This window comes from Mesorhizobium sp. WSM4904, from assembly GCF_029674545.1.
Lineage (GTDB): Bacteria > Pseudomonadota > Alphaproteobacteria > Rhizobiales > Rhizobiaceae > Mesorhizobium.
Genome location: NZ_CP121354.1, coordinates 5573352 through 5596598, shown reverse-complemented (window position 1 = coordinate 5596598; position 23247 = coordinate 5573352). Strand labels below are relative to the sequence as shown.

Annotated in this window: 25 protein-coding genes; 12 read left to right on the top strand and 13 right to left on the bottom strand. The window is 63.7% G+C overall.

The window, feature by feature from the left end; genetic code table 11:
• Positions 1–393 precede the first annotated feature (393 nt).
• The 4 genes from QAZ47_RS27220 to QAZ47_RS27205 are packed head-to-tail and all read left to right on the top strand — an operon-like array spanning position 394 to position 3860.
• Positions 394–663: a hypothetical protein gene (locus tag QAZ47_RS27220; RefSeq protein WP_278203894.1), complete on the top strand. Its 270-nt coding sequence runs from the start codon at positions 394–396 to the stop codon at positions 661–663.
• A gap of 24 nt (positions 664–687) precedes the next feature.
• Positions 688–1392 (top strand): hypothetical protein, encoded by a 705-nt coding sequence (locus QAZ47_RS27215; protein WP_278231414.1) that lies wholly within the window; start codon positions 688–690, stop codon positions 1390–1392.
• A 35-nt stretch (positions 1393–1427) separates the two neighbouring features.
• Positions 1428–2513, top strand: a complete 1086-nt coding sequence (locus tag QAZ47_RS27210) for a sulfotransferase (RefSeq protein ID WP_278231413.1) — start codon at positions 1428–1430, stop codon at positions 2511–2513.
• Positions 2514–2528: 15 nt separating this feature from the next.
• Positions 2529–3860 (top strand): arylsulfotransferase family protein, encoded by a 1332-nt coding sequence (locus QAZ47_RS27205; RefSeq protein ID WP_278231412.1) that lies wholly within the window; start codon positions 2529–2531, stop codon positions 3858–3860.
• Positions 3861–3880: 20 nt separating this feature from the next.
• Here the strand turns inward: QAZ47_RS27205 and QAZ47_RS27200 are convergent, their stop codons facing one another.
• From QAZ47_RS27200 to QAZ47_RS27175, 6 genes are all read right to left on the bottom strand, one after another.
• The gene (locus QAZ47_RS27200; RefSeq protein ID WP_278231411.1) at positions 3881–4618 is read right to left on the bottom strand and encodes an SDR family oxidoreductase; all 738 of its coding nucleotides are present in this window, start codon (positions 4616–4618) and stop codon (positions 3881–3883) included.
• Positions 4611–5942, bottom strand: a complete 1332-nt coding sequence (locus QAZ47_RS27195) for an FAD-binding oxidoreductase (protein WP_278231410.1) — start codon at positions 5940–5942, stop codon at positions 4611–4613. The genes QAZ47_RS27200 and QAZ47_RS27195 overlap by 8 nt, the downstream gene beginning before the upstream one ends.
• Positions 5942–7411 carry a UbiA family prenyltransferase gene (locus tag QAZ47_RS27190; protein WP_278231409.1) on the bottom strand — a complete coding sequence of 490 codons (1470 nt, stop codon included), beginning with the start codon at positions 7409–7411 and terminating at the stop codon, positions 5942–5944. The genes QAZ47_RS27195 and QAZ47_RS27190 overlap by 1 nt, the downstream gene beginning before the upstream one ends.
• The gene (locus QAZ47_RS27185; protein WP_278231408.1) at positions 7377–8351 is read right to left on the bottom strand and encodes a lysylphosphatidylglycerol synthase transmembrane domain-containing protein; all 975 of its coding nucleotides are present in this window, start codon (positions 8349–8351) and stop codon (positions 7377–7379) included. The genes QAZ47_RS27190 and QAZ47_RS27185 overlap by 35 nt, the downstream gene beginning before the upstream one ends.
• Positions 8352–8665: 314 nt before the next feature.
• Positions 8666–9316: a LysE family translocator gene (locus QAZ47_RS27180; RefSeq protein WP_278231406.1), complete on the bottom strand. Its 651-nt coding sequence runs from the start codon at positions 9314–9316 to the stop codon at positions 8666–8668.
• A 36-nt stretch (positions 9317–9352) separates the two neighbouring features.
• Positions 9353–9976: an FMN-binding negative transcriptional regulator gene (locus tag QAZ47_RS27175; protein ID WP_278231405.1), complete on the bottom strand. Its 624-nt coding sequence runs from the start codon at positions 9974–9976 to the stop codon at positions 9353–9355.
• Between the two features lie 77 nt (positions 9977–10053).
• On the opposite strand from QAZ47_RS27175, the gene QAZ47_RS27170 reads away from it, so the two are divergent.
• Positions 10054–11481, top strand: coding sequence for a PLP-dependent aminotransferase family protein (locus QAZ47_RS27170; RefSeq protein ID WP_347567209.1), 1428 nt, complete (start codon positions 10054–10056; stop codon positions 11479–11481).
• 44 nt (positions 11482–11525) lie between these two features.
• Here QAZ47_RS27170 and QAZ47_RS27165 read toward each other — a convergent pair whose 3' ends face one another.
• Positions 11526–12347, bottom strand: a complete 822-nt coding sequence (locus QAZ47_RS27165) for a L,D-transpeptidase (RefSeq protein WP_278203878.1) — start codon at positions 12345–12347, stop codon at positions 11526–11528.
• A 172-nt stretch (positions 12348–12519) separates the two neighbouring features.
• Entirely contained in the window at positions 12520–13182 is a 663-nt protein-coding gene (locus tag QAZ47_RS27160; RefSeq protein WP_278207956.1) for a haloacid dehalogenase type II, read from the bottom strand.
• 153 nt (positions 13183–13335) lie between these two features.
• Between QAZ47_RS27160 and QAZ47_RS27155 the strand changes: the two genes are divergently transcribed.
• The 5 genes from QAZ47_RS27155 to QAZ47_RS27135 all read left to right on the top strand — a co-directional run bounded on the left by QAZ47_RS27155 (position 13336) and on the right by QAZ47_RS27135 (position 16568).
• A complete protein-coding gene (locus QAZ47_RS27155; RefSeq protein ID WP_278203877.1) occupies positions 13336–14214 on the top strand; it encodes a branched-chain amino acid aminotransferase in 879 nt (292 codons plus the stop codon).
• A 107-nt stretch (positions 14215–14321) separates the two neighbouring features.
• A complete protein-coding gene (locus QAZ47_RS27150; protein WP_278073107.1) occupies positions 14322–14924 on the top strand; it encodes a superoxide dismutase in 603 nt (200 codons plus the stop codon).
• A 22-nt stretch (positions 14925–14946) separates the two neighbouring features.
• Positions 14947–15180 (top strand): hypothetical protein, encoded by a 234-nt coding sequence (locus QAZ47_RS27145; RefSeq protein ID WP_278203876.1) that lies wholly within the window; start codon positions 14947–14949, stop codon positions 15178–15180.
• Positions 15177–15614, top strand: coding sequence for a cytochrome c (locus tag QAZ47_RS27140; protein WP_278203875.1), 438 nt, complete (start codon positions 15177–15179; stop codon positions 15612–15614). Before QAZ47_RS27145 ends, QAZ47_RS27140 begins: the two co-directional genes overlap by 4 nt.
• A gap of 9 nt (positions 15615–15623) precedes the next feature.
• Positions 15624–16568, top strand: a complete 945-nt coding sequence (locus tag QAZ47_RS27135; protein ID WP_278231403.1) for a cytochrome c — start codon at positions 15624–15626, stop codon at positions 16566–16568.
• Positions 16569–16599: 31 nt separating this feature from the next.
• Here QAZ47_RS27135 and QAZ47_RS27130 read toward each other — a convergent pair whose 3' ends face one another.
• The 3 genes from QAZ47_RS27130 to QAZ47_RS27120 form a co-directional block, all read right to left on the bottom strand.
• Positions 16600–17427 carry an LON peptidase substrate-binding domain-containing protein gene (locus QAZ47_RS27130; protein WP_278203873.1) on the bottom strand — a complete coding sequence of 276 codons (828 nt, stop codon included), beginning with the start codon at positions 17425–17427 and terminating at the stop codon, positions 16600–16602.
• A gap of 205 nt (positions 17428–17632) precedes the next feature.
• Positions 17633–18022, bottom strand: a complete 390-nt coding sequence (locus QAZ47_RS27125) for an SET domain-containing protein-lysine N-methyltransferase (protein WP_278203872.1) — start codon at positions 18020–18022, stop codon at positions 17633–17635.
• A 99-nt stretch (positions 18023–18121) separates the two neighbouring features.
• A complete protein-coding gene (locus QAZ47_RS27120; protein ID WP_278231401.1) occupies positions 18122–20233 on the bottom strand; it encodes a S9 family peptidase in 2112 nt (703 codons plus the stop codon).
• Positions 20234–20338: 105 nt separating this feature from the next.
• Between QAZ47_RS27120 and QAZ47_RS27115 the strand changes: the two genes are divergently transcribed.
• A complete protein-coding gene (locus QAZ47_RS27115) occupies positions 20339–20707 on the top strand; it encodes an SH3 domain-containing protein (RefSeq protein ID WP_278203870.1) in 369 nt (122 codons plus the stop codon).
• Between the two features lie 414 nt (positions 20708–21121).
• On the top strand, positions 21122–21547 hold the full coding sequence (locus tag QAZ47_RS27110; RefSeq protein ID WP_278073102.1) for a MucR family transcriptional regulator: 426 nt from the start codon (positions 21122–21124) through the stop codon (positions 21545–21547).
• 186 nt (positions 21548–21733) lie between these two features.
• Here QAZ47_RS27110 and QAZ47_RS27105 read toward each other — a convergent pair whose 3' ends face one another.
• Together QAZ47_RS27105 and QAZ47_RS27100 are read right to left on the bottom strand one after the other, a co-directional pair.
• Positions 21734–22162, bottom strand: coding sequence for a SufE family protein (locus QAZ47_RS27105; protein ID WP_278231400.1), 429 nt, complete (start codon positions 22160–22162; stop codon positions 21734–21736).
• A gap of 176 nt (positions 22163–22338) precedes the next feature.
• Positions 22339–22722, bottom strand: a complete 384-nt coding sequence (locus tag QAZ47_RS27100) for a DUF5330 domain-containing protein (RefSeq protein WP_278203866.1) — start codon at positions 22720–22722, stop codon at positions 22339–22341.
• Between the last annotated feature and the right edge of the window lie 525 nt (positions 22723–23247).

The window sequence follows — 23247 nt, the reverse complement described above, 5'->3', positions numbered from 1 at the left end:
AGGTCCGCCTGGGTGGGCGCCCGTTCTTAGGCATAGCTGGGAGCGGATCTGTCCGGTTCACGAATGCGTTAGGACCGGCTGCCTGTGCTGTCGATCCTGGCAACGGATCGAATCAACTTATTGAAATCGATTGCTTTTCCGACCGAACCACCAGGCCTGCCCAGGGTTGGGTGGCCGGCCGGCGACCGGGCACTAGATGTAAAGCCGGAACCGGACCGTGGTGCGCGGCATTCACTTGTCGTCGCTTGTTGTCCGTGCCGGATCGTCAAGCTCTTGGGCTGTGGGGGCAGCGAGGATCGCTATGAACGATCCAGGAGACATCTGCGTAGACGGATGAACCGTCGCTGCGCGCTCTCCTTGGTCGAAGCCATCCTGAGATGAGGAGGCCACGATATGCGGAGGCTCATCGCCTCGATCTGCTTCATGTTGGCGCTGACCGTTCCGACAGCCGCTTTCGCCTATGTCGGACCGGGAGCGGGTCTGGGCCTGCTGGGCGCTCTCTGGGCGCTCGTCGCCGCTCTGGCCACGGCTCTTTCATTCATCATAGCCTGGCCGTTTCGTAAGGCGTTGAGGCGTCGGCGTGCGTCGCGCGGGATGAAGCCCACTGAAAGGCGTGCCGGCCGGACCGAAAGTGACGGCTCACGCGACGAAATCGGCCGCTGAGGCAGTCCGATGGGTCTCCTGGACATGCCATCGCCAGTCCTCTCGGCGCTGGACAACTGGCTGACGCCCTTCCTGCCGTCATCGGCCAAGTTGGTGCTTTGGGCGGCGTTCGGGGCCTTTCTCGGCATGGAGCTCTACCGGCTCCTTTCGCCGCAAAAGCGCATTGCGGAGATCAAGCTGGCATATGCGCGGGCGCAGCAGAGCGTTGCCGATTTCGAGGGCGAGTTCCAGGAAGCCTGGCCCCTTCTTCGCCGGATGCTGACGTTGGCGCTGCGGCGCGTGGCGCTGGTGTTTCCGGCAACCATCGCCGCGTCGCTGCCCTTGCTCCTGGTTGCCGTCTGGCTCGACAGCCGCTACGGCGACGTCTACCCGCCGCCCGACGCCCCGGTTGGCATCACCGTGTCCAACGACTTCGAGGGACGCTGGGTGAACGCAGGCGATGGCGTGCCGCACGCGCGGATCATCGACCGGGCAGGCGCGGCAGTCGCCGACGTGCCGGTGACGCAGGCGGTGTCGGTCATCCAGAAATGGCGCTGGTGGAACGTGCTGGTCGGCAACCCCGCCGGCTATCTGCCGGACGACTTGCCGTTCGACAGGATCGACCTTGGGCTGCCGCGGCAGCAGGTTCTTGGCGTCGGTCCCGCCTGGCTGCGCGGCTGGGAAGGCATCTTCTTCGTCGCGACGATCCTCGTTGCCCTGATGCTCAAGAGCGTGCGCGGCATCGCATGATCGGGACCAGACGCTCAACGAAAAGTCGTGGCGGGGTGGCTGGCCTGGAGGTCGATACGTGGACGGACGCGATCGGGCGGCTGCTGGAACGCTTTCCGCGTTTTTGGATCAGGGTGGGAAACTGGGAAACGCGGCTGCTTGCCGAGCAGCTCGATCATACCAGCGTGAGCCGGCCCATCTACATTGCCGGCCTTGCCCGCTCGGGCAGCACCATCCTGCTAGAATTGCTTGCAAGCCATCCCGACACGGCCAGTCATCGCTATCGCGACTTTCCCCTGGTGCCTGCCCCCATGGCATGGAACTGGTTCGTCGACCGCGCCGGGCGCACCGAGCAGGTTGCGGCCGAGCGTGCGCATCGCGACCGCATCAAGGTGACGCCGGAGAGCCCGGAGGCCTTCGAGGAGATCGTCTGGATGGCATTCTTCCCGGACCTGCACGATCCGTCGACGAATGCGGTCCTGGACGAAGCCGCGCGCCATCCCTGCTTCGAAGCCTTCTACCGGGATCATATCCGCAAGCTGCTCCTGCTGCGCAATGCCAGTCGTTATCTCGCCAAGGGCAACTACAATGTCACGCGCTTGCGCTATCTGAGGAAACTGTTTCCAGACGCGCGCTTCATCGTACCCGTCCGCGATCCGACATGGCACATCGCATCGCTGATGAAGCAGCACAGGCTCTTTTCCGAGGCGGAGAGCAGGGACGGCCGTGTCCTCAGCCACATGCGGCGCAGCGGACATTTCGAGTTCGGCTTGAACCGCGTGCCGATCAATGTCGATGGCACGATCGCCGGCGAGATCGTCAGGCTCTGGAAAAGCGGCGAGGACGTTGCCGGATGGGCGACCTATTGGGCCTCGGTCTACGGATATGTGGCGGCGATGCTGGATGATCCGGCGATCGCCGGTAGCATGCTCGTCGTCCGCTACGAGGATCTTTGCAGCGATCCCGGCGGAGCAGTCTCGACAATGCTCGACCACTGCGAGCTTGACGACCGCGGGCTCAGGCAGGCGGCGCAAGCTACCATCAGCTTCCCGGCCTATTACGAGCCATCGTTCACGCAAGCCGAGCGCAGCGACATCCGCAGCCGCACGGCGGCGGTGGCCGGCCGGTTCGGATATGGGTGAACCAAAGGCAAGCTGATGGAGAAAATCGGATCTGCGCTCTTCGTCTTTATGATCGCCTTCCTCGCCTTCGTCGCGGGGGCAATGGCGGTTTTCGGCCGGGTATTTCCGTCGGAATTTCTTCGCGACGCCTATCGGGCCGGAGAAGCCCTGGTCCTGCAGCGGCAGATCATCGAAAATCCAGTCCTGGCCAATCTCTACCAGCCGGCCCGAACGCCCGCCCGCGGCGTCACCATCTATGACCCGAAGCGTGCCGAGCCGGGGTATACGCTCTACACCTCGGGAGACGACAATGTGGCGCGTCTCATAGCGATGGACGGACACGTGGTGCATGAATGGCGCCGCCCGTTCAGCGATGTCGCCAAGAACGGCGCGTTCAACAGGAAGCCGCAGCCCGACTCGCTCGTCTACATGGACAGGGCGGTCGTCTTTCCGAACGGCGATCTTCTGGTCATCTACATTTCGTCCGCCGACACCCCGTGGGGCTATGGCATGGTCAAGCTCGACAAGGACTCCAATGTGATCTGGAGCTATCTTGCCCCCGCCCATCACGACCTCGCGATCGCGCCGGACAATCGCATCTACACGCTCACCAACGAGTTCGACTTCAACCCGGTCGACGCCGCCCCGCAGCTCGACCGCCCCCACCTCAGGGATTTCGTGGTGGTGCTCTCGCCGAACGGAAAGGAGATCAGGAAAGTGTCGCTGACGGACGCCTTCCTGCGCTCGCCCTATTTCTCGCTTCTGGCGGTCCTGCCCTATTTCTCGCTTGCCGACCCGCTCCATCCCAACACGGTCGAATATATCGACGCCGACAAGGCGAAGGCCTTTCCCTTCGCCGAGGAGGGCGACGTGCTGGTTTCCTTCCGTGACATGTCGCTCATCGCGGTCCTTTCCATGAAGACAGGCGAGATCACATGGGCGACGCGCGGCCCGTGGCTAGGACAGCACGACCCCAGAGTTCTGCCGAACGGCGACATCCTGCTTTTCGACAATCTCGGCGGCATCAGACACGGCAACAACTCCAGGGTGATCGAGTACGACCCGCGCTCATCGAGCGTAAAATGGAGCTATGCCGGCAGCGCCCAGCATCCGTTCTCCAGCGCGCTGCGCTCCGATGCCCAGCGTCTCGGCAACGGCAATACGCTGATCACCGAGTCCGACGGCGGGCGCATCTTCGAAGTGACGCCTGCAGGAGATATCGTCTGGGAGTTCGTCAATCCGCTCCGTCGCGGCCCTCAGGACGAGCTCATTCCGATCGTCAACGGCGGCGAGCGGATCGATCCCGCGATGTTCGATCCCGCGTTTCGGAAAACGCTCGAGGGAGAACCGCGCCAGGCATCAAGGTAAATCCAACATGCCTTACGCCGTCACAGCTTCATCGCTTTGAAAACCCGGCGAGGCATCAGACGGATCGCCAGCATGATCCAGCGCCAGAATGACGGCACATAGACGACGTCCTTGCCATTGAGGATGGAGTGATGGATGCGCTTGGCGACGGTTTCAGGCTGTGACCAGAGCAGGCCTTTCTCGAACCCCGCCGTCATCGGGGTGTCGACAAAGCCGGGCCTGATCGTGGTCACGCCGACACCCGCCTTGTAGAGCCGCTGCCGCAGACCTTCCAGGAACGTATCGACCGCCGCCTTGGCCGCCCCGTAAACGTAATTGCTCTGCCGCCCGCGGTCGGCGGCCACCGAGGTGACGACGGCGATCCGGCCGGCTCCCTTGCGCTCCATCAGCTCCGACAGGCGGGTGAGCAGTGCCACGGTGCTGACGGCGTTGGTCTGGATCTCCTGCACCGTCAGCCTGGCCGACGCCTGGCAAAGCTGCTGGTCGGGCAGGGTACCGTGGGCCACCAGCGCCACGTCGATGCCGCCGAGAGCGTGCTCCGCCTGCTCCAGCACGGCGCGGTGCCGGTCCAACTCGTTGACGTCCAGAACCTCGCATCCCGCGATCTCGGCGCCGCGCACGGCCAGGTCGTCGGCCGCCGCCTGCAGCCTGGCCTTGCGCCTTGCGACGAGGAACAGCCTGTCGCCATCATCCGCGAAGAGGCGGGCGGTCGCTTCGGCGATTGCCGAGGTCGCTCCGATGATCAGAACCCTACGCATTGGCTGCCCCCTGTTGCGTGTCGCCGGAAGTCACGCGTCGCCAGAAGTCGGACATGAAAGCGGGATCGCGATAGCGCTCGAAACGATGCAGCGCCGGATAACCGCGCTCGAAGATCCTTGCCTTCATGCGGGCATCCTTGGCCGGGTAGACGGCGCCGCCCGCCTCGTCGGTGATCTCGTCCAGCGTATCGAGCAGGGCAAGCGTCGAGCGGCCGCGGTCCGGAAAATCGAAGGCAAGTGTCGTTCCCGGTCTCGAAAAGGACAGCCAGCCCGGCGGCTTGCGGTTGCCGAACACCTTCAGCACGGAAAGGAACGATCCTTCCTGAGCCCGCGCCACCCTGGCGATGATCTCGCCGATCGCGGCCCCGGCCTGGTCTTGCGGGATGACGCACTGATACTGGTAGAAACCCTTGCGGCCGAACAGCCGGTTCCAGTTCGGCACGGCATCGAGCGGGTAGAAGAACGGCTCGTAATGGGCGACGGCGTGCCGGCGACGCGGCCACCGGTAGACGGCCGTGTTGAACAGGCCGACCGCGGCCCTCGGCAGCAGCGAGACCGGGGGCGTGACCGGCAATCCCGGCTTGCGGCGGGAAGGCGCGGCGGCATGATGCCCGGCTGCGTGGTTGCCGCGGAAGAACAGGCCCCGCGCCCCGCCCGGCCCTGGTGTGAGGGAGTCGATCCAGGCGACCGTGTATTCATAGGCGTTGTGCGAGGCGCGGCTGAGCTCCAGGAACTCCTCGACGCGCGAGAAGCGCAGGCTCTCCACCTCCATCGCCGGCCCCTCGATCCGCTTTAACGCAATCTCAGCCCAAAGGATGACGCCGGTGAGCCCGAGCCCGCCGATGGTCGCTCCGAACCAGTCGGCATTCTCGCGCGGCGAGCACAGGAGCCGGCTGCCGTCGGAGCGCAGGAGCTCGAAGCGCCGCACATGATGGCCGAAGCTTCCGGCCCAGTGATGGTTCTTGCCGTGAACGTCGTTGGCGATGGCTCCGCCGACCGTCACCTGCTGGGTGCCCGGCGTCACCGGAAGAAACCAGCCTTCTGGGACGAAACGGCCAAGTATGTCGGACAGGAGAACGCCGGCCTCGCAGCGAAGGACACCGGTCTCGGCGTCGAAGGAGATGAAGCGGTCGAGGCCGCGAAGATCGACGAGCGTGCCGCCGCTGTTCAGGCAGCTGTCGCCGTAGCTGCGCCCGTTGCCGTAGGCCAGGAACGGACCGCCGCCTTCCGGCAGTTGCTCGTCCCGCCAATGCAGCCGGACCGCGCCTTGCGGGCCCGGCGCCGGCGGCCGCGCCCACGACCGATATCGACTGTTCCGTCCCATCACATGGCCAGCCAGATGACGCCGCCGCCCAGGACGGCGAACGCCAGGCTGACACGGTCGCGCGCGGCGAAGACCAGCGGGTCGCTGCGCATCTCGCCGCGGCAGGTCTTGAGCCAGATCCGCGTCACCCAAAAAATCAGAAGTGGCACGAAAACCCAAAGAAGGCCGGGGCGCGCATAGGCGATGAGGACCTGCGGCGTGCTGAGATAGAGGGCAAGCACGAGAGCCGCGACATAACCCGCGCCCACCCCCATGCTGTTGAGCATCTGCAGGTCGGCAAGCAGGTAGCCCCGGCCCAGGCTCGCCTTTTTGCCGTGCTCCTGCATCAGCATCAGTTCCGCGCAGCGTTTGGCGAATGCCAGGCTGAGGAAAATGAAGATGGAGAAGGTGAGCAGCCACTGGGAAAGCGGAATGCTCGCCGCCGCGCCGCCGGCGAAAATCCGCGTCGTGTAGAGCAGGGCGAGCGTAACGACGTCGACCGCCTCCAGGCGCTTCAGGAAAAAAGTATAGGCGAGCGTGACCACGTAGTAGACCGCCAGCACGGCACCGAACTTCCAGGGCAGGAATGAGCTCAGCACCGCGGATCCCGCCAGCAATGCCGGGATAAGCACGAACCCATGCGCGATCGGAAGGCGGCCGGAGGCAAAGGGCCTGGCGCGCTTCTCGGGATGGCGGCGGTCGTCCTCGATGTCGACGATGTCGTTGAGCAGATAGACGCTCGAGGCGCAAAGGCTGAAAGCGAGAAATCCGGTCAGAAGCGCCACGAGCGCCTCGGTGTCGGTGAATCTCAAGGCGGCGATCAACGGCGTGAAGAGAAGCAGGTTCTTCAGCCACTGATGCAGGCGCAGCGCTTGGACATAGATGGCAAGCGTCGGCTTCCTGCGCGGGAACACCTCGTCCACATGCGCGTGGGCAAACGCCCAGTTGACCGTGCGCGGCGACGCGTTGACCACCGTTGCAAATCGCGCGGCGCGCCAGATCGGAAAGTCCGCCGCCGCGTTTCCGGCATAGTCGAACCCATCGGCGCCAAAGCGGTCGCGCAGGGCGGCGAGCTTGTCATGGCTCGTCAGGTTGCGTTTTCCGTCGCTGGCAAAGACCTCCTCGAACAGGCCAAGCTGATGCGCGATCTCACGAGCAAGGGATTCATGAGCGCCGGTGGCGAGAACCAGCCTGCGGCCGCGCGCCTTCTCTTGTCTCAGGTGATCGATGAGCGGCCGGTTGAAAGGCAGGGCGGAAAGGTCAAGCGCCACCCTTTTTGTGACTTGCGCCTTGAAGGCTGCCTTGCCGCTCATGAGCCACAGGGGCAAAAGCAGGATCGACAGGAACGACCGCTTGACCAGCGCGATGACGGACTCCACCAGCAGGTTGCTGTGGATCAGTGTTCCGTCGAGGTCGACGACGAGGGGAATCGACGATTTTGTGACGCGCTGTGGTTCATCGGTCTTCGGGACCGCTTGGAGACGCTGCATGAGGGCTCTTTCTCTCTGACGTGTGCCCCGAACCTGCCGCTATCGGCCCCGGAAAGGCTTCGATAGCTGACCAGGCGCCCAATCCGAGCGCCACTGCGAACCAGAGCGTGGCGAGTCGAACGATGGTGGTCGTTGCAACGGCCTCGGGGGCCGTTGCTCCGGTGTAAGCAAGAAAAGAAATCATGACGATTTCGGTGCTGCCCAGCCCGCCGGGCAGGAAGGACAACGCACCGGCAAGCATGGCGACCGCATAGATGCCGACTGCGGCCAGCGGCCCGATGTTGAGGCCGAGTTCTCTGGCCACGATGTATGTGCCGAAGCCTTCGGCGCCCCAGGCCAGGAGGCCCAGAAGCGTTCCGACGATGGCCAGCCGAACCGTCATCATGGATCGGACGTCGCGAAGGAATGTCGTCGCGGCATTGGTCAGGGACGGGATGAGCCGTCCGGGCAAGAATGCGGAAAGCCGTTCGAGGCGCGCGATCGTGGCGGGATGCTGGGCGATGATCAGCGCTGCCACCAGCGCCGCGCCGAGAAGGCCGAACGAGCGGGTGACGGCACCGGAAGAGGCAACTATGAACATGGCGAGGATGCCGATCGCGACAAGGTCGAGCAGACGCTCATTGTAGAGGGCAGCCAGGCAACGTCTGGCGCTGACGCCGAACGGCCTGAGATAGAAGATGCGCAGGGCCTCGCCGACTTTCCCCGGCGTCGTCGTCAACGCAAATCCCGACAGATAGATCAGGAAATGCCGCGATTGCGGCAGCGCGTTCGAAGACGGGGAAAGCATCAGCGACCAGCGCCAGAACCTGAGCGCATAGTTCACCAGCGACAATGCGAGGACGACGGCCAGCACGCGCGAGTCGATCGCGGCCATGCTGGCCATGACCTCGCCGAAGCCGACGCTTGAAGAAAGCATCAGATACGCGGCGAGAAAAATCATGATCGTTGGGACAAAAAGACTTCTCGCGCGAAGTATGTTTTTGCCCTGTTCGCTACTCAGCATATGCACGCGCTCCGGAACTCGGCGGTTTCGTGTGCGGATCTTTATGGCTGGGCCGTGAAGCGAGCTTCCGGAAACCGGCCGGACTTTGCACCCGGTGTTTGGTCGGAGGTTCTCTCCGGGCCAGGGGCGAAGACCGTCTTTTTGATCTGCGCGGTCTGCTACGGCCTGTGCTTGGACTCAGACTTGGGTGAGAACGCTGCAGATTCTGCAAAGTTCCAGACCGGCTTGCGGCCCTTGTCTCGGCCGGGCAATCAAGGGGCAGGGCGCTTGGCTATGGCAAGGCCGATGCCGAGCGCGATCATCGCGCCGCCGGACGCCTCTCGCAGGCGGCGTATCACGCCCGAACGCCCGGCCGCGCCTTCCCTGATGCGGCTGGCCGCAGATGCGACCACGACATCGGCAAGGGTGTTGAGCGTCACCGATATGAAGCCGAGAACCATGAACTGCAGGGCGACATGGCCGGCGCCGAGGTTCACGAACTGCGGAATGAAGGCCAGGAAGAAGGCGGCCGTCTTCGGGTTCAATGCCTCGACCAGCACCCCTTCGCGAAAGGCTCGGCCCGCGCCGACCGCGGGCGCCGCCGCGTCGCCTTCCGGCATCGTCTTTGTCTCGCGGCGGGCGGACTGGAAGGTGCGGAAGCCGAGCCAGACGAGGTAGACGGCGCCGATCAGCTTCAGCGCGGTGAACAGCTCCGCGCTCGCAAGCACGATGGCCGAAACGCCCAGGCTGCCGGCAAGCACATGGACCATTCCGCCTAGGCCCGTCCCGAAACTGGAGGCGATGCCTTCCGCGCGTCCTCCCGCGAGCGTGCGCGCGGCGACGTAGAAGATGCCTGGTCCCGGCGTGATGGCGAGCAGGAAGGCCGCGGCGAAGTAGAAGGCAAACTGGGTCAGATCCGGCATGATGGACTCGGGGCTACGGAGCGGAGCGGGCGGGCGTCATGATGGAATGAGAGGGGCGACCTCGCGGTCGGAAGGCCGGTCGCTCGCCGCGAGACCGGACATGACACCGGCGCGATCGGCCGCGTTGCGGTTCTGGCTCATCTTGCGCTTACCGTCGAGCTTCGCGATCGGCATGCGCAGGCCGACAATGCCTTTGAGTTGTGCCTGGATGAAATCCGGCGGCGCGTCCGATACGGCCCAGGGCGAGGCGCGCCCGCTTTCGTGGAGATTGGTCAGGCGCGTGACCACCTCTAACAGCATGTCGGCATCCTCGAAGAATTCGACCGGCCCATGGGCATGGACGGCGATGTAGTTCCAGGTCGGCACCACCTTTCCGGTTTCCTGCTTGGTCTGGTACCAGGCTGGCGTCACATAGGCGTCCGGTCCCATGAAGATCGCCAGGCCATTGCCCAGCGGCGGAACACGCCAGTGCGGGTTTGCTCTCGCGACATGGCCATAGATCACGCCATGCTCGCCCTCGCGCTCGTCGAGGAGAAGCGGCAATGGCGTCGCCAGCGGCCCTTCCGCCGTGGCGGTGACCAGCGTCGCCAGCCGCGCCGCGCGGATCGTGGCCATGAGGCTCTCCCTGTCGTCCTCGCGGAAGGCGGGCGGTATGTACATGGCGAAAACTCCTTGCTTTGCATGGCAAGATGCCGGAAATCTGGCTTGCTTTGAATATCCAGTTTTGAAGGTTTTTGGTGGTCCAGTTCGAACAGGATGGTATCGCGCGCCGGATCATCGCGGCGATCAAGGCGCAGATCCACAGTGGCGCCTACCGGCCCGGCGACCGCCTGCCGTCGACGCGGGCCTTCGCAGCCGAATGGGGCGCGTCGCGAACCACGGTGACGGCGGCCTACAACCAGCTCGACGCGGAAGGCTACCTGATCATCCGGCAGGGCGCGCGTGCCATCGTTGCCCCAGGACTGGAGAAAGCGTCGGGCGAGGCCCCCGTCGCGGCTGCTTCGCCGCGCAGCCTCTCGGCATTTGCGCAACGCCTGCTGGCTATGCCTCCGCCGGCGCAACAGCAGCCGGCCAAGGTCGCGGATTTCCGCTATGGCGACCTGTCCGGCGCGGACTTCCCGGTGCTGGCCTGGCGGCGGGCGTCGAACAAAGCGATTCTGCGGCGCGCCGAGCGGCTGCGCTATGGCGACCCCCAGGGATCTGCCGTCCTGCGCAGCGCGCTTCAGGCCTATCTGTGGCGCGCCCGCGGCATCGGTTGCACCCCCGACCAGATCGTCATCGTCAACGGCTCGCAGCAAGGGCTCGACCTCTGCGCGCGGCTTCTGCTCGACCCCGGCGATCCGTTCGTGATCGAGAATCCGGGCTATCTGCTGGCGCGCCACGCCTTCGTGGCGGCGGGCGGCATCGCAGTGCCCGTTGCCGTCGACGCGGACGGCCTGAGGACGGATGCGCTGCCGCCGGCCCGTCTGGCCTACGTGACGCCGTCGCACCAGTTTCCGCTCGGCGGCGTGCTTTCGGCGACGCGGCGGCGCGCGCTCCTGGGCTGGGCTGCGGCATCAGGCGCCTATATCGTCGAAGACGACTATGATGGCGAATACCGCCACGACATCGCTCCCATCCCGCCTCTGCAGACGCTCGACCCAGACTTGGTCATCTATGTCGGCACGCTGTCCAAGACCCTCTCGCCCACCTTGCGGCTCGGCTACCTCGTCGTACCCGCAGGCCTGTGCAGGGCGTTCAGCGAAGCAAAGCGCCTTACCGACCGGCACGCGCCGATGCTGGAGCAGGACGCGTTGGCCGACCTTTTGGCGAGCGGCGTCTACGAGCGTCACGTTCGCAGCATCCGCAGAAGGAACGCCGAGCGCAGGGAGGTCCTGCTGCAGGCGCTGGCAGATCTTCTGGGGTCAAGGATTTCTATCGCAGGGGCAGAAACCGGACTGCATGTCGTTGCCTGGATGAACGGCATCGCCGCCGAGCGCGAGCCGGAGATCATCGCGGCGGCGCGCGCCGCCGGGATCGGCCTCTATCCGGTGTCGCCGCTCTATGACCCGAGCGAGCCTCTGCCCGCAACCGCGGGCTTCATCCTGGGTTACGCCGGGCTCGACGCGGAGGCGCTGCGGCGCGGCGTTGCGGTGCTGGCGACTGTCTTGGCCAAGCACCGCTGAAGAATTCAAGATCTGGAAGATCTCGCCTCTAGAAGATCTCGCCCCTAGAAGATCTCGTTCGTGATCTGCCTGACCGGACCGAGCAGGATAGAGCCGGTCGGCACGCCGTTGTCGATCGGGATGGCCCGGCGCTCGGGCATGTCGGCCATCGGCTCGCCGATATCGGCCGTCACGACGACCGGGGTCTTGGTCGGCACGCGGTCGTAAAGGTCGATGATGTCCTGGTTGATCAGGCGCACGCAGCCCGACGAGACCGACTTGCCGATCGACCACCATTCGGGCGAGCCGTGCAGGCGATAGAGCGTGTCCTGATTGCCCTGGAAGAGGTAGAGCGCACGCGCCCCGAGCGGGTTCTTCAAGCCCCCAGGCATGCCGCCGTTCTTGGCGCTGAATTGCGTCAGCTCCGGCTGACGGGCGACCATCTCGTCCGGCGGCGTCCATTTCGGCCACTTCTGCTTCCACTGCACCACGGCATCGCCCGACCACTCGAAGCCGGCGCGGCCGAGACCGACGCCGTAGCGGATCGCCTGGCCGCCCTCGCGCACCAGGTACAGGAAGTGGTTGGTGGTATCGACGACGATCGTGCCTGGCCGCTGTCCGGTCGGATCGGGGACGATCTGGCGCAGGAATCTGTGATCGATCTTGTTCACCGGGATGGCCGGCAGGTCGAAGCCGTTGTCGGACATCGGCCCATACATCGTCTCGTAGTCGCCGAGCGGCGGCTCGACATAGGCCGGCGGTGGCGGCTGGACAGGTTCGGGGCCTGGACCGGTGGTGGTGCAGGCAGAGACCGCGGCCGAAGCGGCGCCGAGGGCTGTGAGATTGAGAAAGCCGCGGCGACTGATGCGGAAAGAATCGTCTGACATGGTTGCCTTTTCTAGGACCTGACTTGCAAGAAAGCATGAACCCGCAGGCTTGCCGCCGGCAGCTCCAATAACAGTCGGCGGTGATAGGCGGTTCCAATTCTGGCCTCAGGGTGGACAAACGAAGGCGAAGCTGTGACCGCGACACATCTGTTGCGCTGCAGCAACAGCAAGGTCAAGCGCCTGCCAAAAGGCCTTCGAGCGAGGGCAGGATAAGCCCCGGCGGAAAGTCCTGGTATTCGTCCGGCTGGTTGGTGCGATTGATCCAGACGGTTCGGAAGCCGAACTTGGCGGCGCCCGCGACGTCCCAGCGGTTGGAAGACTGGAACGACACCGCGCCCGGGTAGAGCCGCCAGCCGGTGACCACCATATCGTAGACCGAGGGGTCGGTCTTGAAGCGCTTGATCTCGTCGACCGAGAAGACGTCGTCGAGGATCTGGTCGAGTGCCGCGGATTTCGCCGCCGCCTGCAGCATTTCCGGCGAGCCGTTGGAAAGGATCGCCAGCTTTGCTCCCGATGCCTTCAACGCTTTCAGCACCGCCGGCACTTCCGGATAGCAGTCGAGCCGCCAATAGGCTTCCAGCAGCCTGGCCCTCAGCGCCGGATCGACCGAGGGCACCTTGCGCAGCGCGAAGTCCAGCGCCTGCTCGGTGAGCTGCCAGAAGTCGGCATAGGCGCCCATCAGCGTCCTGACCCAGGAATATTCGAGCTGCTTGGCGCGCCAGATCTCGGAGAGCAACTGGCCGTCCGGTCCGATCTCGCCGGCATGGCGGCGCACGGCCGCGTGCACGTCGAACAACGTGCCATAGGCGTCGAAGACATAGGCCGCATGGTGCATGGGGAGAAGTTTTGCGGCGCGCGAGCCTGCCGTGCAAGCACTGATTGCGGTCAAGTGCCTCTGGCCTCAACGATTTTTCCCGATGTCGGTTGACGCAGGCCGTCGAAGCATCGTCCTATGGCGGTCTGATTTCATCCATATGGACGGCAAACGATGACACTGGCGGCGGCGGCGCAGTCCGCGACATGGACCTATGTGGACGGCGACTGGTATGAGGGCAACGTCGCCATTCTCGGACCGCGCAGTCATGCCATGTGGCTGGGCACCAGCGTCTTCGACGGAGCCCGCTGGTTCGAGGGCGTGGCGCCCGATCTCGATCGCCACGCCGCGCGCGTCAACGCCTCGGCGATCGCGCTCGGTCTGAAGCCCTCCGTGACCGCCGACGAGATCGTCGCGCTGACCTGGGACGGCCTGAAGAAGTTCGACGGCAAGACCGCCGTCTACATCAGGCCGATGTACTGGGCCGAGCATGGCGGCTACATGGGCGTGCCGGCCGATCCATCTTCGACCCGTTTCTGCCTCTGCCTCTATGAATCGCCGATGATTCCGCCTTCCGGCTTCTCGATCGGCGTCTCGCCGTTCCGGCGGCCGACCATCGAAACGATGCCGACCAATGCCAAGGCCGGTTGCCTCTACCCCAACAACGGCCGTGCCATCCTCGAAGCCAAGATGCGCGGCTTCGACAACGCCCTGGTGCTGGACATGCTGGGCAATGTCGCCGAGACCGGCACTTCCAATATTTTCCTGGTCAAGGACGGCCATGTGATGACGCCGGCGGCGAACGGTACGTTCCTCTCCGGCATCACCCGCTCGCGCACCATCAACCTGCTCGGCGACTACGGCTTCAGGACCACCGAAAAGGCGCTCTCGATCCGCGATTTCCTCGAAGCGGACGAGATCTTCTCGACCGGCAACCACTCGAAAGTGGTGCCGATCACCCGCATCGAGGACCGCGATCTTCAACCCGGGCCGGTGGCCAAGAAGGCGCGCGAGCTCTATTGGGATTGGGCGCATTCGACTTCCGCTGCCTGAGCGGATAAAAAGGCGGCCGGCGCTTCGTTCCGGAGTTGCCCCAATCCATTCCAGACCTATCTTAGTCCGGTAGTTGCACCGGACTTTTTCCTGAGGGAGTACCATCCATGGCTTTTGAGTTGCCCGCTTTGCCCTACGACTATGAGGCCCTGCAGCCTTACATGTCGAAGGAGACGCTGGAGTATCACCACGACAAGCACCACAAGGCCTATGTCGACAACGGCAACAAGCTGGCCGCCGAGGCTGGAATGGGCGACCTGTCGGTCGAAGAGGTCGTGAAGCAGTCGTTCGGCAAGAATGCCGGGCTGTTCAACAATGCCGCCCAGCACTACAACCACATCCACTTCTGGAAATGGATGAAGAAGGGCGGCGGCGGCAACAAGCTGCCGGGCGCATTGCAGAAGGCCGTCGAAAGCGATCTCGGTGGCTACGACAAGTTCAAGGCGGATTTCATTGCCGCCGGCACCACCCAGTTCGGCTCCGGCTGGGCCTGGCTCTCGGTCAAGGATGGCAAGCTCGCAATCTCGAAGACGCCGAACGGCGAGAACCCTCTGGTCCATGGCGCTTCGCCGATCCTCGGCGTCGACGTGTGGGAGCACTCCTATTACATCGACTACCGCAACGCGCGGCCGAAATATCTCGAAGCCTTCGTCGATAGCTTGATCAACTGGGACTACGTCCTGGAGCTCTACGAAAAGGCGAAAGCCTGATTATCTGACGAAAAGCCCCGGCATGCCGGGGCTTTTCTTTATCTGCCAACACAGGAGATTGATCACGATCGGGAAAATCGTGACGGTGCGGGGGAATATTCCCGCCGCGAGCGCCGTTAACGTGCAGAGCAATTCCAGGAAAAGTGTGGACCGGTTTTCCGTCCGGAATTGCGCCAACAAGGAAATAGAGCATTTCACCGTTCACGGTGAAATGCCTTGGTCGCGAATGTTCTTCACCACGGAGCCAATTGAATGAGAAAGCTTGTCCTCGCCATCTCCATGCTTGCCTTTGCCGGTTCGGCCGCCTTTGCCGATCCGATCAAGGATCGTCAGGCCCTGATGAAGGAGCGCGGCAAGCTCGCCGGCCAGTTGGTGAAGGTGGTCAAGGGCGAGGAGGATTTCGACGCGGCCGCCGTGCTGACGACGCTGAAGGCGCTGCAGGCCAATGCCGAGAAGTTCGATGCCGAGAAGCTCTTCCCCGCCGGCAGCGACAAGGGCGATACCACGGCTGCGCCGAAGATCTGGGAAGACAAGGCCGGCTTCAATGCGGCCGAGGACAAGTTGCTGACCAACGTCAAGGCCGCGGTCGCCTCGCCGCCGGCCGATGTCGATGCCTTGAAGACGCAGCTCAACACGATCGGCGGCGACTGTGGCACCTGCCATCAGACCTACAGGATCAAGAAGGGCTGATCGCCTGATATGGCCTGGCTGAAGAAGCTCGTCGGCGCCGTCATCGTGCTGGGCGGCGCCGGCGCGGTCGCCGGCTGGGCGCTGTCGGCACCCGTCAGGCTTGATGCCGGGACCCTTGCGCAGCTCAGTCCCGGCGACGCCGCCAGGGGCAAGCGCATCTTCTATGCCGGCAGCTGCACCTCCTGCCATGCCAAACCGGGGTCCAAGGGCGATGCCCGCCTGGAGCTTGCCGGTGGGCTGGAACTGAAGACGCCGTTCGGCACCTTCGTGCCGCCCAACATCTCGCAGGATGCCAGGGACGGCATCGGCGCCTGGAGCGAGGAGGATTTCGCCAACGCCATGCTGAAGGGCGTTTCGCCCTCCGGCGAAAACTTCTATCCGGCCTTTCCCTATGCCTCCTACGCGCGCATGAAGGCCGCCGACATCGCCGACCTCTATGCCTTCATGAAGACGCTGCCGGCAGTCGCCGGCAAGGCGCCTGGCCATAAGCTTGCTTTCCCCTTCAATATCCGTCGCGGCATCGGTCTCTGGAAGCGGCTCTATCTCAGCCCCGAACCGGTGATCGCCTTGCCCGACGGCGCGCCGAACAAGGTGCTGGCAGGCCGTTATCTGGTCGAGGGGCCGGGCCATTGCGGCGAATGCCACACCCCGCGCGACTTCGCAGGCGGCGTGAAGAAGGCCGAGTGGCTGGCGGGTGCCGTGGCCGCCGAGGGCTCGGGCGTCGTGCCCAACATCACCCCGCAGGGCGGCACCAAGGACTGGTCGGAGGCCGACATCGCCAACTATCTCGAAACCGGCTTCACGCCAGATTTCGATTCCGTCGGCGGCGCCATGGTCGAGGTGCAAAGGAACATGGCGCAGCTGACGGCCGACGACCGCGCCGCGATCGCCGCCTACTTGAAAGCGATCCCGCCGCACCCCAACGGCTATCCGGCACGCAAGCCGGCGAATTGAGAACGGGCTCGGCGATGCCGGCGGCGCTGGTCTATTTCTCAGGCCGGCCGGCGCTCATCAGGTCGAGGATCTTTGCGAGCCGGACGACGACGTCGCCGGTTTCCAGGAGTTGCTGCTTCTGTTCGATGCCGATGGACAGCGACTGCGCGACCGTGTCGGCCAATAGGCCGGGATTTTCCGCGGAAGGAAGGCCGAAGCGTACCCTCTGCTGCAGCGGAAGAGAGGAAAGGTCGACGTTGGCGTAGATCCGATACGCATCGAGAACAGCACGTGAAAGCGCGGCGGCCTCTTCCGAGAGGCCGCGCTGCTCTTCGATCGGCTCTACCTCCGCCGCCAGGAATTCGCCGACGATCAGGCGGGTGATGGCAGCGCGCTGCAGGGCAGAGACGGAGACCTTGAGAACACCATCCACCTGCGTCTGGCTGTTTATCACGTTTGCCGTGACGCCCGCCGAATAGAGGGATTCGAGCGTGCTGGGATCGTTGTCGGCGCCGCGCCTCTGGGCGACCACGAGAACGCGACGGTCACCAGCCATGGCACGTTCCACGGCGCGGCGGGTTCTGTCACGCGCGACAAAGACCGGCGTGATCGTTTGCGGAAACAGCACGAGATCCCGCATCGGAAAGATGGGGATGTCTGCCTGGGCGAAGCTGGGGGGCGTGGTGACCCCATCCGACAGGCCGGGTGCGCCAGTCCGCTGGCTGGCCTGGATCCGCGCGGCCAACACGTTCCAGTCGCGAAAGCCGAGGATTTTGGAGATCAACTCCAGGCTTTCGCTGTGAGAAAGGGAAACGGATTTAGCGGCCAGCGCTGCGGTTAGCGTTTGCGCCATGGCTTTTGCATCGCGGAAATCGCGCATGAGATGGTCCTTTGCATAAACGAACGGAAGGCGTGTCAGGAGCTTGCGTTGCTGACCCGTTCGTTCGGGCAAAGGGAGCCTGAAATGGCTCGATACGTTCACCGTACCCCTGGAAGGGGCGCAAGCAGCAGGTCGTATCCACCGTCCCAAAAATTGCGCCGAAGCTGCCGTGCTTGTCAATCCTGACAGTGGACTCGCGCGAGGACTACGCGTGGCGGTCGCCGAGGAAGTCGAAACCGTTTTCGAAAAAGTGGTTGTAGTCGCAGGTCAGTTCCTCGCCGGCCGCGATGTCGCGCAGCGCATAGGTTTCCTCGGGTGAGGAGACGTCGCAGTTCGGCTCGTCCGCGTGGTTCATGTAGCGCGCGTCGTCCGCCTCGAAGACGATGTAGTTGGGATCGCGCCGGTCGGGATAGGAATAGCGGTCGAGATAGGACTTCACCGGGCCGCTTTCGCTCTCATAGGTGTCGACGGGAATACATCGGTCGAACCTTGGATCGAGCTTCCAGATCAGCGTGCCGCGCGGAATGTGATGCTTGGCGAAGACACCGATGCCCTGGATAGGCGATTTGTCGAGATAGACGTCGACGAGCAGCATGGCGAACCCTGGCGAATGGACAACCCCCGCGACCCGGAAGGCCGCGCCTGAAGGACGGCGAATTGCGTAGCGCGTGGCCGTCGCAATTGCGAGCAAAAATCAGACCCTGCCTGTCACTTTCAAGGCATAGGCGTAGATATACGCGATCTCCTCCAGCCGAGAGAACCGGCCGGAGGCGCCGGCATGGCCGGACTCCATGTTGATCTTGAACAGCACGGGGTTGTCGCCCGCCTTGCGCTCGCGCAGCCGCGCCACCCATTTGGCCGGCTCCCAATAGGTGACGCGCGGGTCGGTGAGTCCCGCCAGCGCCAGGATGGGCGGATAGTCGAGCGCCGCGACATTGTCGTAGGGCGAATAGGCCGCGATCGTGCGGTAGTCGTCGGCCGACGCGATCGGGTTGCCCCATTCCGGCCATTCCGGCGGCGTCAGCGGCAGGCTGGCGTCGAGCATGGTGGTGAGCACGTCGACGAACGGCACCTCGGCGACGATGCCGCCAAAGCTTTCCGGCGCCATGTTGGCGATCGCCCCCATCAGCATGCCGCCGGCTGAGCCGCCTTGGGCGACGATACGGTCGTGCCTTGTGTAGCGTTCGGCCACCAGATGGCGCGCGCAGGCGATGAAATCCGTGAACGTGTTCATCTTGTGCGCGCGCTTGCCATCGTCGTACCAGCCATAGCCCTTGTCCTTGCCGCCGCGCACATGCGCGATGGCGAAGACGAAGCCACGATCGACGAGCGAGAACCAGTTGGTGTTGAACGCCGCCGGCACCGTGATGCCGTAGGAGCCGTAGCCGTAAAGCAGGCAGGGCGCCGACCCGTCGAGCGGCGTGTCGCGGTGGTGCAGGAGCGAGATCGGCACCAATTCGCCGTCGGCGGCGGGGGCCATCAGCCGGCGCGTGACATAGCGCTCCGGATCATGGCCTGAAGGCACTTCCTGCGTCTTCAAGAGCACGCGCTCGCGGGTGCGCATGTTGTAGTCGAACACCTGTGCCGGCGTCGTCATCGACGAATAGGTGAAGCGCATCACCTCGGTGTCGTATTCGTAGGAGCCGGAGAGCCCGAGCGAGAAGGCCTCCTCGTCGAAGGAAATGAAATGCTCCTCACCGCTTAGCCGGTCGCGCACGACGATGCGCGGCAGGCCGTCCTTGCGCTCCAGCCTGACCATGTGGCGCTTGAAGCCGAGCACCGACAGGATCAGCCGGCCCGGCTCGTGCGCCACCAGCTCCTGCCAGTTGGCACGCACCGGATTTTCCACCGGCGCGGTCATGATCTTGAAGTCCTTGGCGCCGTCCGCATTGGTGAGGATGAAGAAGACGTCGCCGCCTTCCTCCAGATCATATTGCAGTCCGGTCTGGCGCGCCGCCACCAGCGTCGGCTCGGCGAACGGCTCGCTGGCGCCGAGCAGCCGGTATTCTGAAGTCTCATGGTCGTTGATACCGATCATGATCCATTCATTGGAACGCGTGCCGCTGACATCCATGAAGAAGCCCGGATCGGTTTCCTCGTAGATCAGCCGGTCGTTTTCCGGCTTGTCGCCAAGTGCATGGAAGAACACTTTTGACGGGCGGTGGTTGTCGTCGAGGCGCGTGTAGAAGAAGCCGTCGTCGCCGGCGTTCCACACGCCGCCGCCACCCGTATCGGGGATATGGTCGGCCAGTTCCTTGCCGCTGGCGATGTCGCGCACGCGCAGCGTGAAGAATTCCGAGCCCTTGTCGTCGAAGGCCCAGAGCAGCTTGCGATGGTCGGCCGAATGGTCGACGCCGCCGAGACGGAAATAGGGCTTGCCTTCGGCTTCCGCGTCGCCGTCGAGCAGGATCTCGTCGGCGCCGCCTTCGCGCGGCGTGCGGAAGTAGCGCGGCTGCTCGCCACCCAGCCGGAAGGACGAGCCATAGGCATAGGGGCCGTCCTTCATCGGCACGGTGGAATCGTCTTCCTTGATGCGCCCCTTCATCTCGGCGAACAGCTTGCTCCGCAGCTCGGCCGTGTCGGCCATCAGCGTCGCCTGGTAGGCATTCTCGGCCTCGAGATGGGAGCGGATCGCGTCGTCGAGGAGCGATGGGTCCCTGAACATCGCCTGCCAGTTGTCGGCCCGCATCCAGGCATAGTCGTCGGTGCGGGTGATGCCGTGATGCACATCGAAGACAGGGTGTTTCTCGGGCTGCGGCGGGTTGGCGGTCGGGAAGGCGGCCAAGAAGCTGGAAGGTCTGGTCATCACGTCTCGCAATTTGCTTGAATGGCGAATGAACACGCCGCTCAGCAGTGGTTCAAGGGGCAGGGCTCAGGGTGGTCTGCACAAGATAAGTCGAAGGGGGAAAAGATGAAATCCTATGTTCGCGCCGCGGCGGCCCTTGCTGTCGTGTCGGCAGTCTGGGCCTTTTCCGGCCAGTCTCATGCAACCGTGTTCGCCGCCTGGCAAGTGGCGGGCGTGCCGTTCGGCGACACGCTCAACGCGCGCAAATATCCGTCAAACACGTCGCAAAAGCAGGCGGCCTATCCGAACGGCACCGTCTTGCAGATGACCGGCCGCTGCACGGGCGGGGTAGACTTGCTCGACATTGCCGGTCAGCCGCAATGGAAGCAGCGGCAGGCGATCCGCTATCGCTGGTGCGAGGTCTGGCACGACCCGGCGCAGAACGGTCATTTCGTCACCGGCTGGGTCTATGGCAAGTACATCGCGCCCTATTGAGAGCTCGTCGCGGCCAGCTGGTTGCTTTCACGCGCGAAGAATATCCGCGACCTGCGATCCGCGGGATTCTTCGTGCTGGCCGCCATAGGCGGTCAAGCATTAGTCAAGCATCAAGAACCATTTATAGGCTCGCCTAAGGTGTAAAAGCAGGCCTAACGCCACGTGAGGTCGCGCTGGTCCGGCCAGAAAAATCTCGCTAAGTTACACCGCGCACGAATTTTTGAAGCTGAATCGGCAATATTTGATGAATATCGCTCAATATAATTCAATAGGCGAATTGACTTACTTGCAGCACAGCGTCATTAAGATGACGCGACGCGAATCGCAGGGGCTTGCCTGCATGAAATTCGCGCGATGCCCGATCTCAAAAAAGGGCACAGTCTAGAAACAAACTCTCGTTGGGGCCTGAGCACAATGGATATCGTCGAAACACCTTCAAGCAATAGTGACGCGCTAATCGAGCTGACCGCCGATGTCGTCGCGGCCTATGTCAGCAACAACCCGGTGCCGGTCGGCGAACTGCCGAACCTGATCGCCGACGTCCATGCCGCGCTCGGCCGCGTCGGTGGCACGGCGGAGCAGCCGTCGGCCGAGAAGCAGAAGCCGGCCGTCAACCCGAAGCGCTCCGTGCATGACGACTACATCGTCTGTCTCGAAGACGGCAAGAAGTTCAAGTCGCTGAAGCGCCACCTGATGACCCACTACAACCTCACCCCGGAAGAATACCGCGAGAAGTGGGGTCTGGACGCCAACTATCCGATGGTCGCGCCCAACTACGCCGCTGCCCGTTCGCAGCTCGCCAAGAAGATGGGCCTTGGCCGCAAGCGCAAGGGCCGCTGACTAAAGCATGTCTCCCGAAAGTGGGAACCGGTTTCGGGACAAAGACATGCGTAAAAATCAAAAACCTAAAGCGCACGAGCGAATCTGAAAGATCGCGACGCGCTTTAGCGCAGCTCTTATTCGGCAGCTCGACGGCGTCCTTCGGGGCGCCGTCTTGTTTTTTGTGGAAGGGCAGGGGAGCCGTGCTCAGGCGATCTGCTTCAAGGCGGCTTCGGCGTCGCGCTTGATACGCTTGACCATCGAACGAAGGCCGTTGGCGCGCTGCGGCGACAGATGCTCGTCGAGGCCGAGCTCCTTGAGCGTCACTTCCGCGTCGGTGTTCTGGATTTCGCTGGCCGGCCGGCCCGAAAACAGCGCCAGCATGATGGCGACGAGGCCGCGCACGATGTGGGCGTCCGAATCCCCTTGGAAGCTGATCACCGGATCGATGCCCGGACCCTGCTCGGTCGTCAGCCAAACCTGGCTGACGCAGCCCGGCACCTTGTTGGCCGCGGTGCGTTCGGCCTCGGGAAACGGCGGCAGCCCCTCGCCGAGCTCGATTACATAGCGGTAGCGGTCCTCCCACTCGTCGAGCAGGGAGAAGTCGTCGCGGATTGTTTCGATCGAGGTCGTCATCACCCGGATATAGTGACCCGGCGCCGCCACGTCACGGAAAAAGAAAGACGCCGCGGGCGTCGAGAGGTCGGACGGGGCCCGCGGCGTTAGAGCAATTCCAGGAAAAGGGGTGAACGGTTTTCCGTCCGGAATTGCGCCGAAACTAAAGAAGCCGAGCGAAGGGCTGAAAGGGAATCTCAGTTCTTCATCACCGGGATGTTGACCTTGGCGGGTAGCACGATGCCCTCGGCGACGCTGCCGGTGATCTCGGAGGACGTTTGCGCCACCTTCGTCTCGGACGCCGCCGCCTTTTCCGACTGCTGGTCGTCAAGCATGGCCGCGGCGATCTTGGCGGTTTCCTGGGCGCGGACGGTAATGGTGTGCATGGCCGATTTGCCGGTCTCGCAGACGTCCGGCTTGCGCTCGCAGATGCCGGCAATGTCGCCGACCGCCTCGCGCGCCGCAAACAGCGCCTGGATCGGTCCGACCGCCTCGCGGCCATCCGCGTCGGGGCCGACGCTGAGCGGCAGCGCCAGAAGCACCAGCGAAAACCAGAAAGCCATCCTGATCAGAAAGCCCATCTCAATCCTCTCGTCCGTGACCGGATCACGCATCCATCGGCATGACCTCTTTTATGGGCGAGATAGTGGCACAGCCGCGCAAAAGGCGGCTTGCGCCGAAGCCGCGAATTTTCTTCAAATTTTAGATAAATTCGAAAGGAATGGTTTTCGAGTTTGGTTTCACTCAAATCTCATCGATTGCATTAAGTTTGCGATAACCATTTATATATCTGTTTTCAAAGAAAAATTTTTGATTTGACTGCCGCCGGCGCGAGCTTTTCGGCAGTCGTGGCGCGCTGGTCGCGGCTAACGCTCCATTTACCATGGCGGCAGATCGACGGGCTTTGCGGTGCTGGCATCCCAATATTTGCCGTGGGCGGGGCGCTCGCCTTGTCTGCCTTATCCATTCCTTAAACGCTGGGTGCGAGTTTCAAGCCAATTAAGAGTCGCCTGCAAAGCAGGGCAGTTTCACGACCGGGTACGAGTGCGTTGAGTTCGATTACGGCCAGATACGTTCATCTGCCGGGCGCGGTTGCCGCCGGCTGC

What these genes read in the sequence shown, in the direction of transcription:
- QAZ47_RS27220 (WP_278203894.1), top strand. Translation starts at nt 394, where the DNA reads ATGCGGAGGCTCATCGCCTCGATCTGCTTCATGTTGGCGCTGACCGTT.
- QAZ47_RS27215 (WP_278231414.1), top strand. Translation starts at nt 688, where the DNA reads ATGCCATCGCCAGTCCTCTCGGCGCTGGACAACTGGCTGACGCCCTTC.
- QAZ47_RS27205 (WP_278231412.1), top strand. Translation starts at nt 2,529, where the DNA reads ATGGAGAAAATCGGATCTGCGCTCTTCGTCTTTATGATCGCCTTCCTC.
- QAZ47_RS27200 (WP_278231411.1), bottom strand. Translation starts at nt 4,618, where the DNA reads ATGCGTAGGGTTCTGATCATCGGAGCGACCTCGGCAATCGCCGAAGCG.
- QAZ47_RS27195 (WP_278231410.1), bottom strand. Translation starts at nt 5,942, where the DNA reads ATGGGACGGAACAGTCGATATCGGTCGTGGGCGCGGCCGCCGGCGCCG.
- QAZ47_RS27190 (WP_278231409.1), bottom strand. Translation starts at nt 7,411, where the DNA reads ATGCAGCGTCTCCAAGCGGTCCCGAAGACCGATGAACCACAGCGCGTC.
- QAZ47_RS27185 (WP_278231408.1), bottom strand. Translation starts at nt 8,351, where the DNA reads ATGATTTTTCTCGCCGCGTATCTGATGCTTTCTTCAAGCGTCGGCTTC.
- QAZ47_RS27180 (WP_278231406.1), bottom strand. Translation starts at nt 9,316, where the DNA reads ATGCCGGATCTGACCCAGTTTGCCTTCTACTTCGCCGCGGCCTTCCTG.
- QAZ47_RS27175 (WP_278231405.1), bottom strand. Translation starts at nt 9,976, where the DNA reads ATGTACATACCGCCCGCCTTCCGCGAGGACGACAGGGAGAGCCTCATG.
- QAZ47_RS27165 (WP_278203878.1), bottom strand. Translation starts at nt 12,347, where the DNA reads ATGTCAGACGATTCTTTCCGCATCAGTCGCCGCGGCTTTCTCAATCTC.
- QAZ47_RS27160 (WP_278207956.1), bottom strand. Translation starts at nt 13,182, where the DNA reads ATGCACCATGCGGCCTATGTCTTCGACGCCTATGGCACGTTGTTCGAC.
- QAZ47_RS27155 (WP_278203877.1), top strand. Translation starts at nt 13,336, where the DNA reads ATGACACTGGCGGCGGCGGCGCAGTCCGCGACATGGACCTATGTGGAC.
- QAZ47_RS27150 (WP_278073107.1), top strand. Translation starts at nt 14,322, where the DNA reads ATGGCTTTTGAGTTGCCCGCTTTGCCCTACGACTATGAGGCCCTGCAG.
- QAZ47_RS27145 (WP_278203876.1), top strand. Translation starts at nt 14,947, where the DNA reads ATGCCGGGGCTTTTCTTTATCTGCCAACACAGGAGATTGATCACGATC.
- QAZ47_RS27140 (WP_278203875.1), top strand. Translation starts at nt 15,177, where the DNA reads ATGAGAAAGCTTGTCCTCGCCATCTCCATGCTTGCCTTTGCCGGTTCG.
- QAZ47_RS27135 (WP_278231403.1), top strand. Translation starts at nt 15,624, where the DNA reads ATGGCCTGGCTGAAGAAGCTCGTCGGCGCCGTCATCGTGCTGGGCGGC.
- QAZ47_RS27130 (WP_278203873.1), bottom strand. Translation starts at nt 17,427, where the DNA reads ATGCGCGATTTCCGCGATGCAAAAGCCATGGCGCAAACGCTAACCGCA.
- QAZ47_RS27125 (WP_278203872.1), bottom strand. Translation starts at nt 18,022, where the DNA reads ATGCTGCTCGTCGACGTCTATCTCGACAAATCGCCTATCCAGGGCATC.
- QAZ47_RS27120 (WP_278231401.1), bottom strand. Translation starts at nt 20,233, where the DNA reads ATGACCAGACCTTCCAGCTTCTTGGCCGCCTTCCCGACCGCCAACCCG.
- QAZ47_RS27115 (WP_278203870.1), top strand. Translation starts at nt 20,339, where the DNA reads ATGAAATCCTATGTTCGCGCCGCGGCGGCCCTTGCTGTCGTGTCGGCA.
- QAZ47_RS27110 (WP_278073102.1), top strand. Translation starts at nt 21,122, where the DNA reads ATGGATATCGTCGAAACACCTTCAAGCAATAGTGACGCGCTAATCGAG.
- QAZ47_RS27105 (WP_278231400.1), bottom strand. Translation starts at nt 22,162, where the DNA reads ATGACGACCTCGATCGAAACAATCCGCGACGACTTCTCCCTGCTCGAC.
- QAZ47_RS27100 (WP_278203866.1), bottom strand. Translation starts at nt 22,722, where the DNA reads ATGGGCTTTCTGATCAGGATGGCTTTCTGGTTTTCGCTGGTGCTTCTG.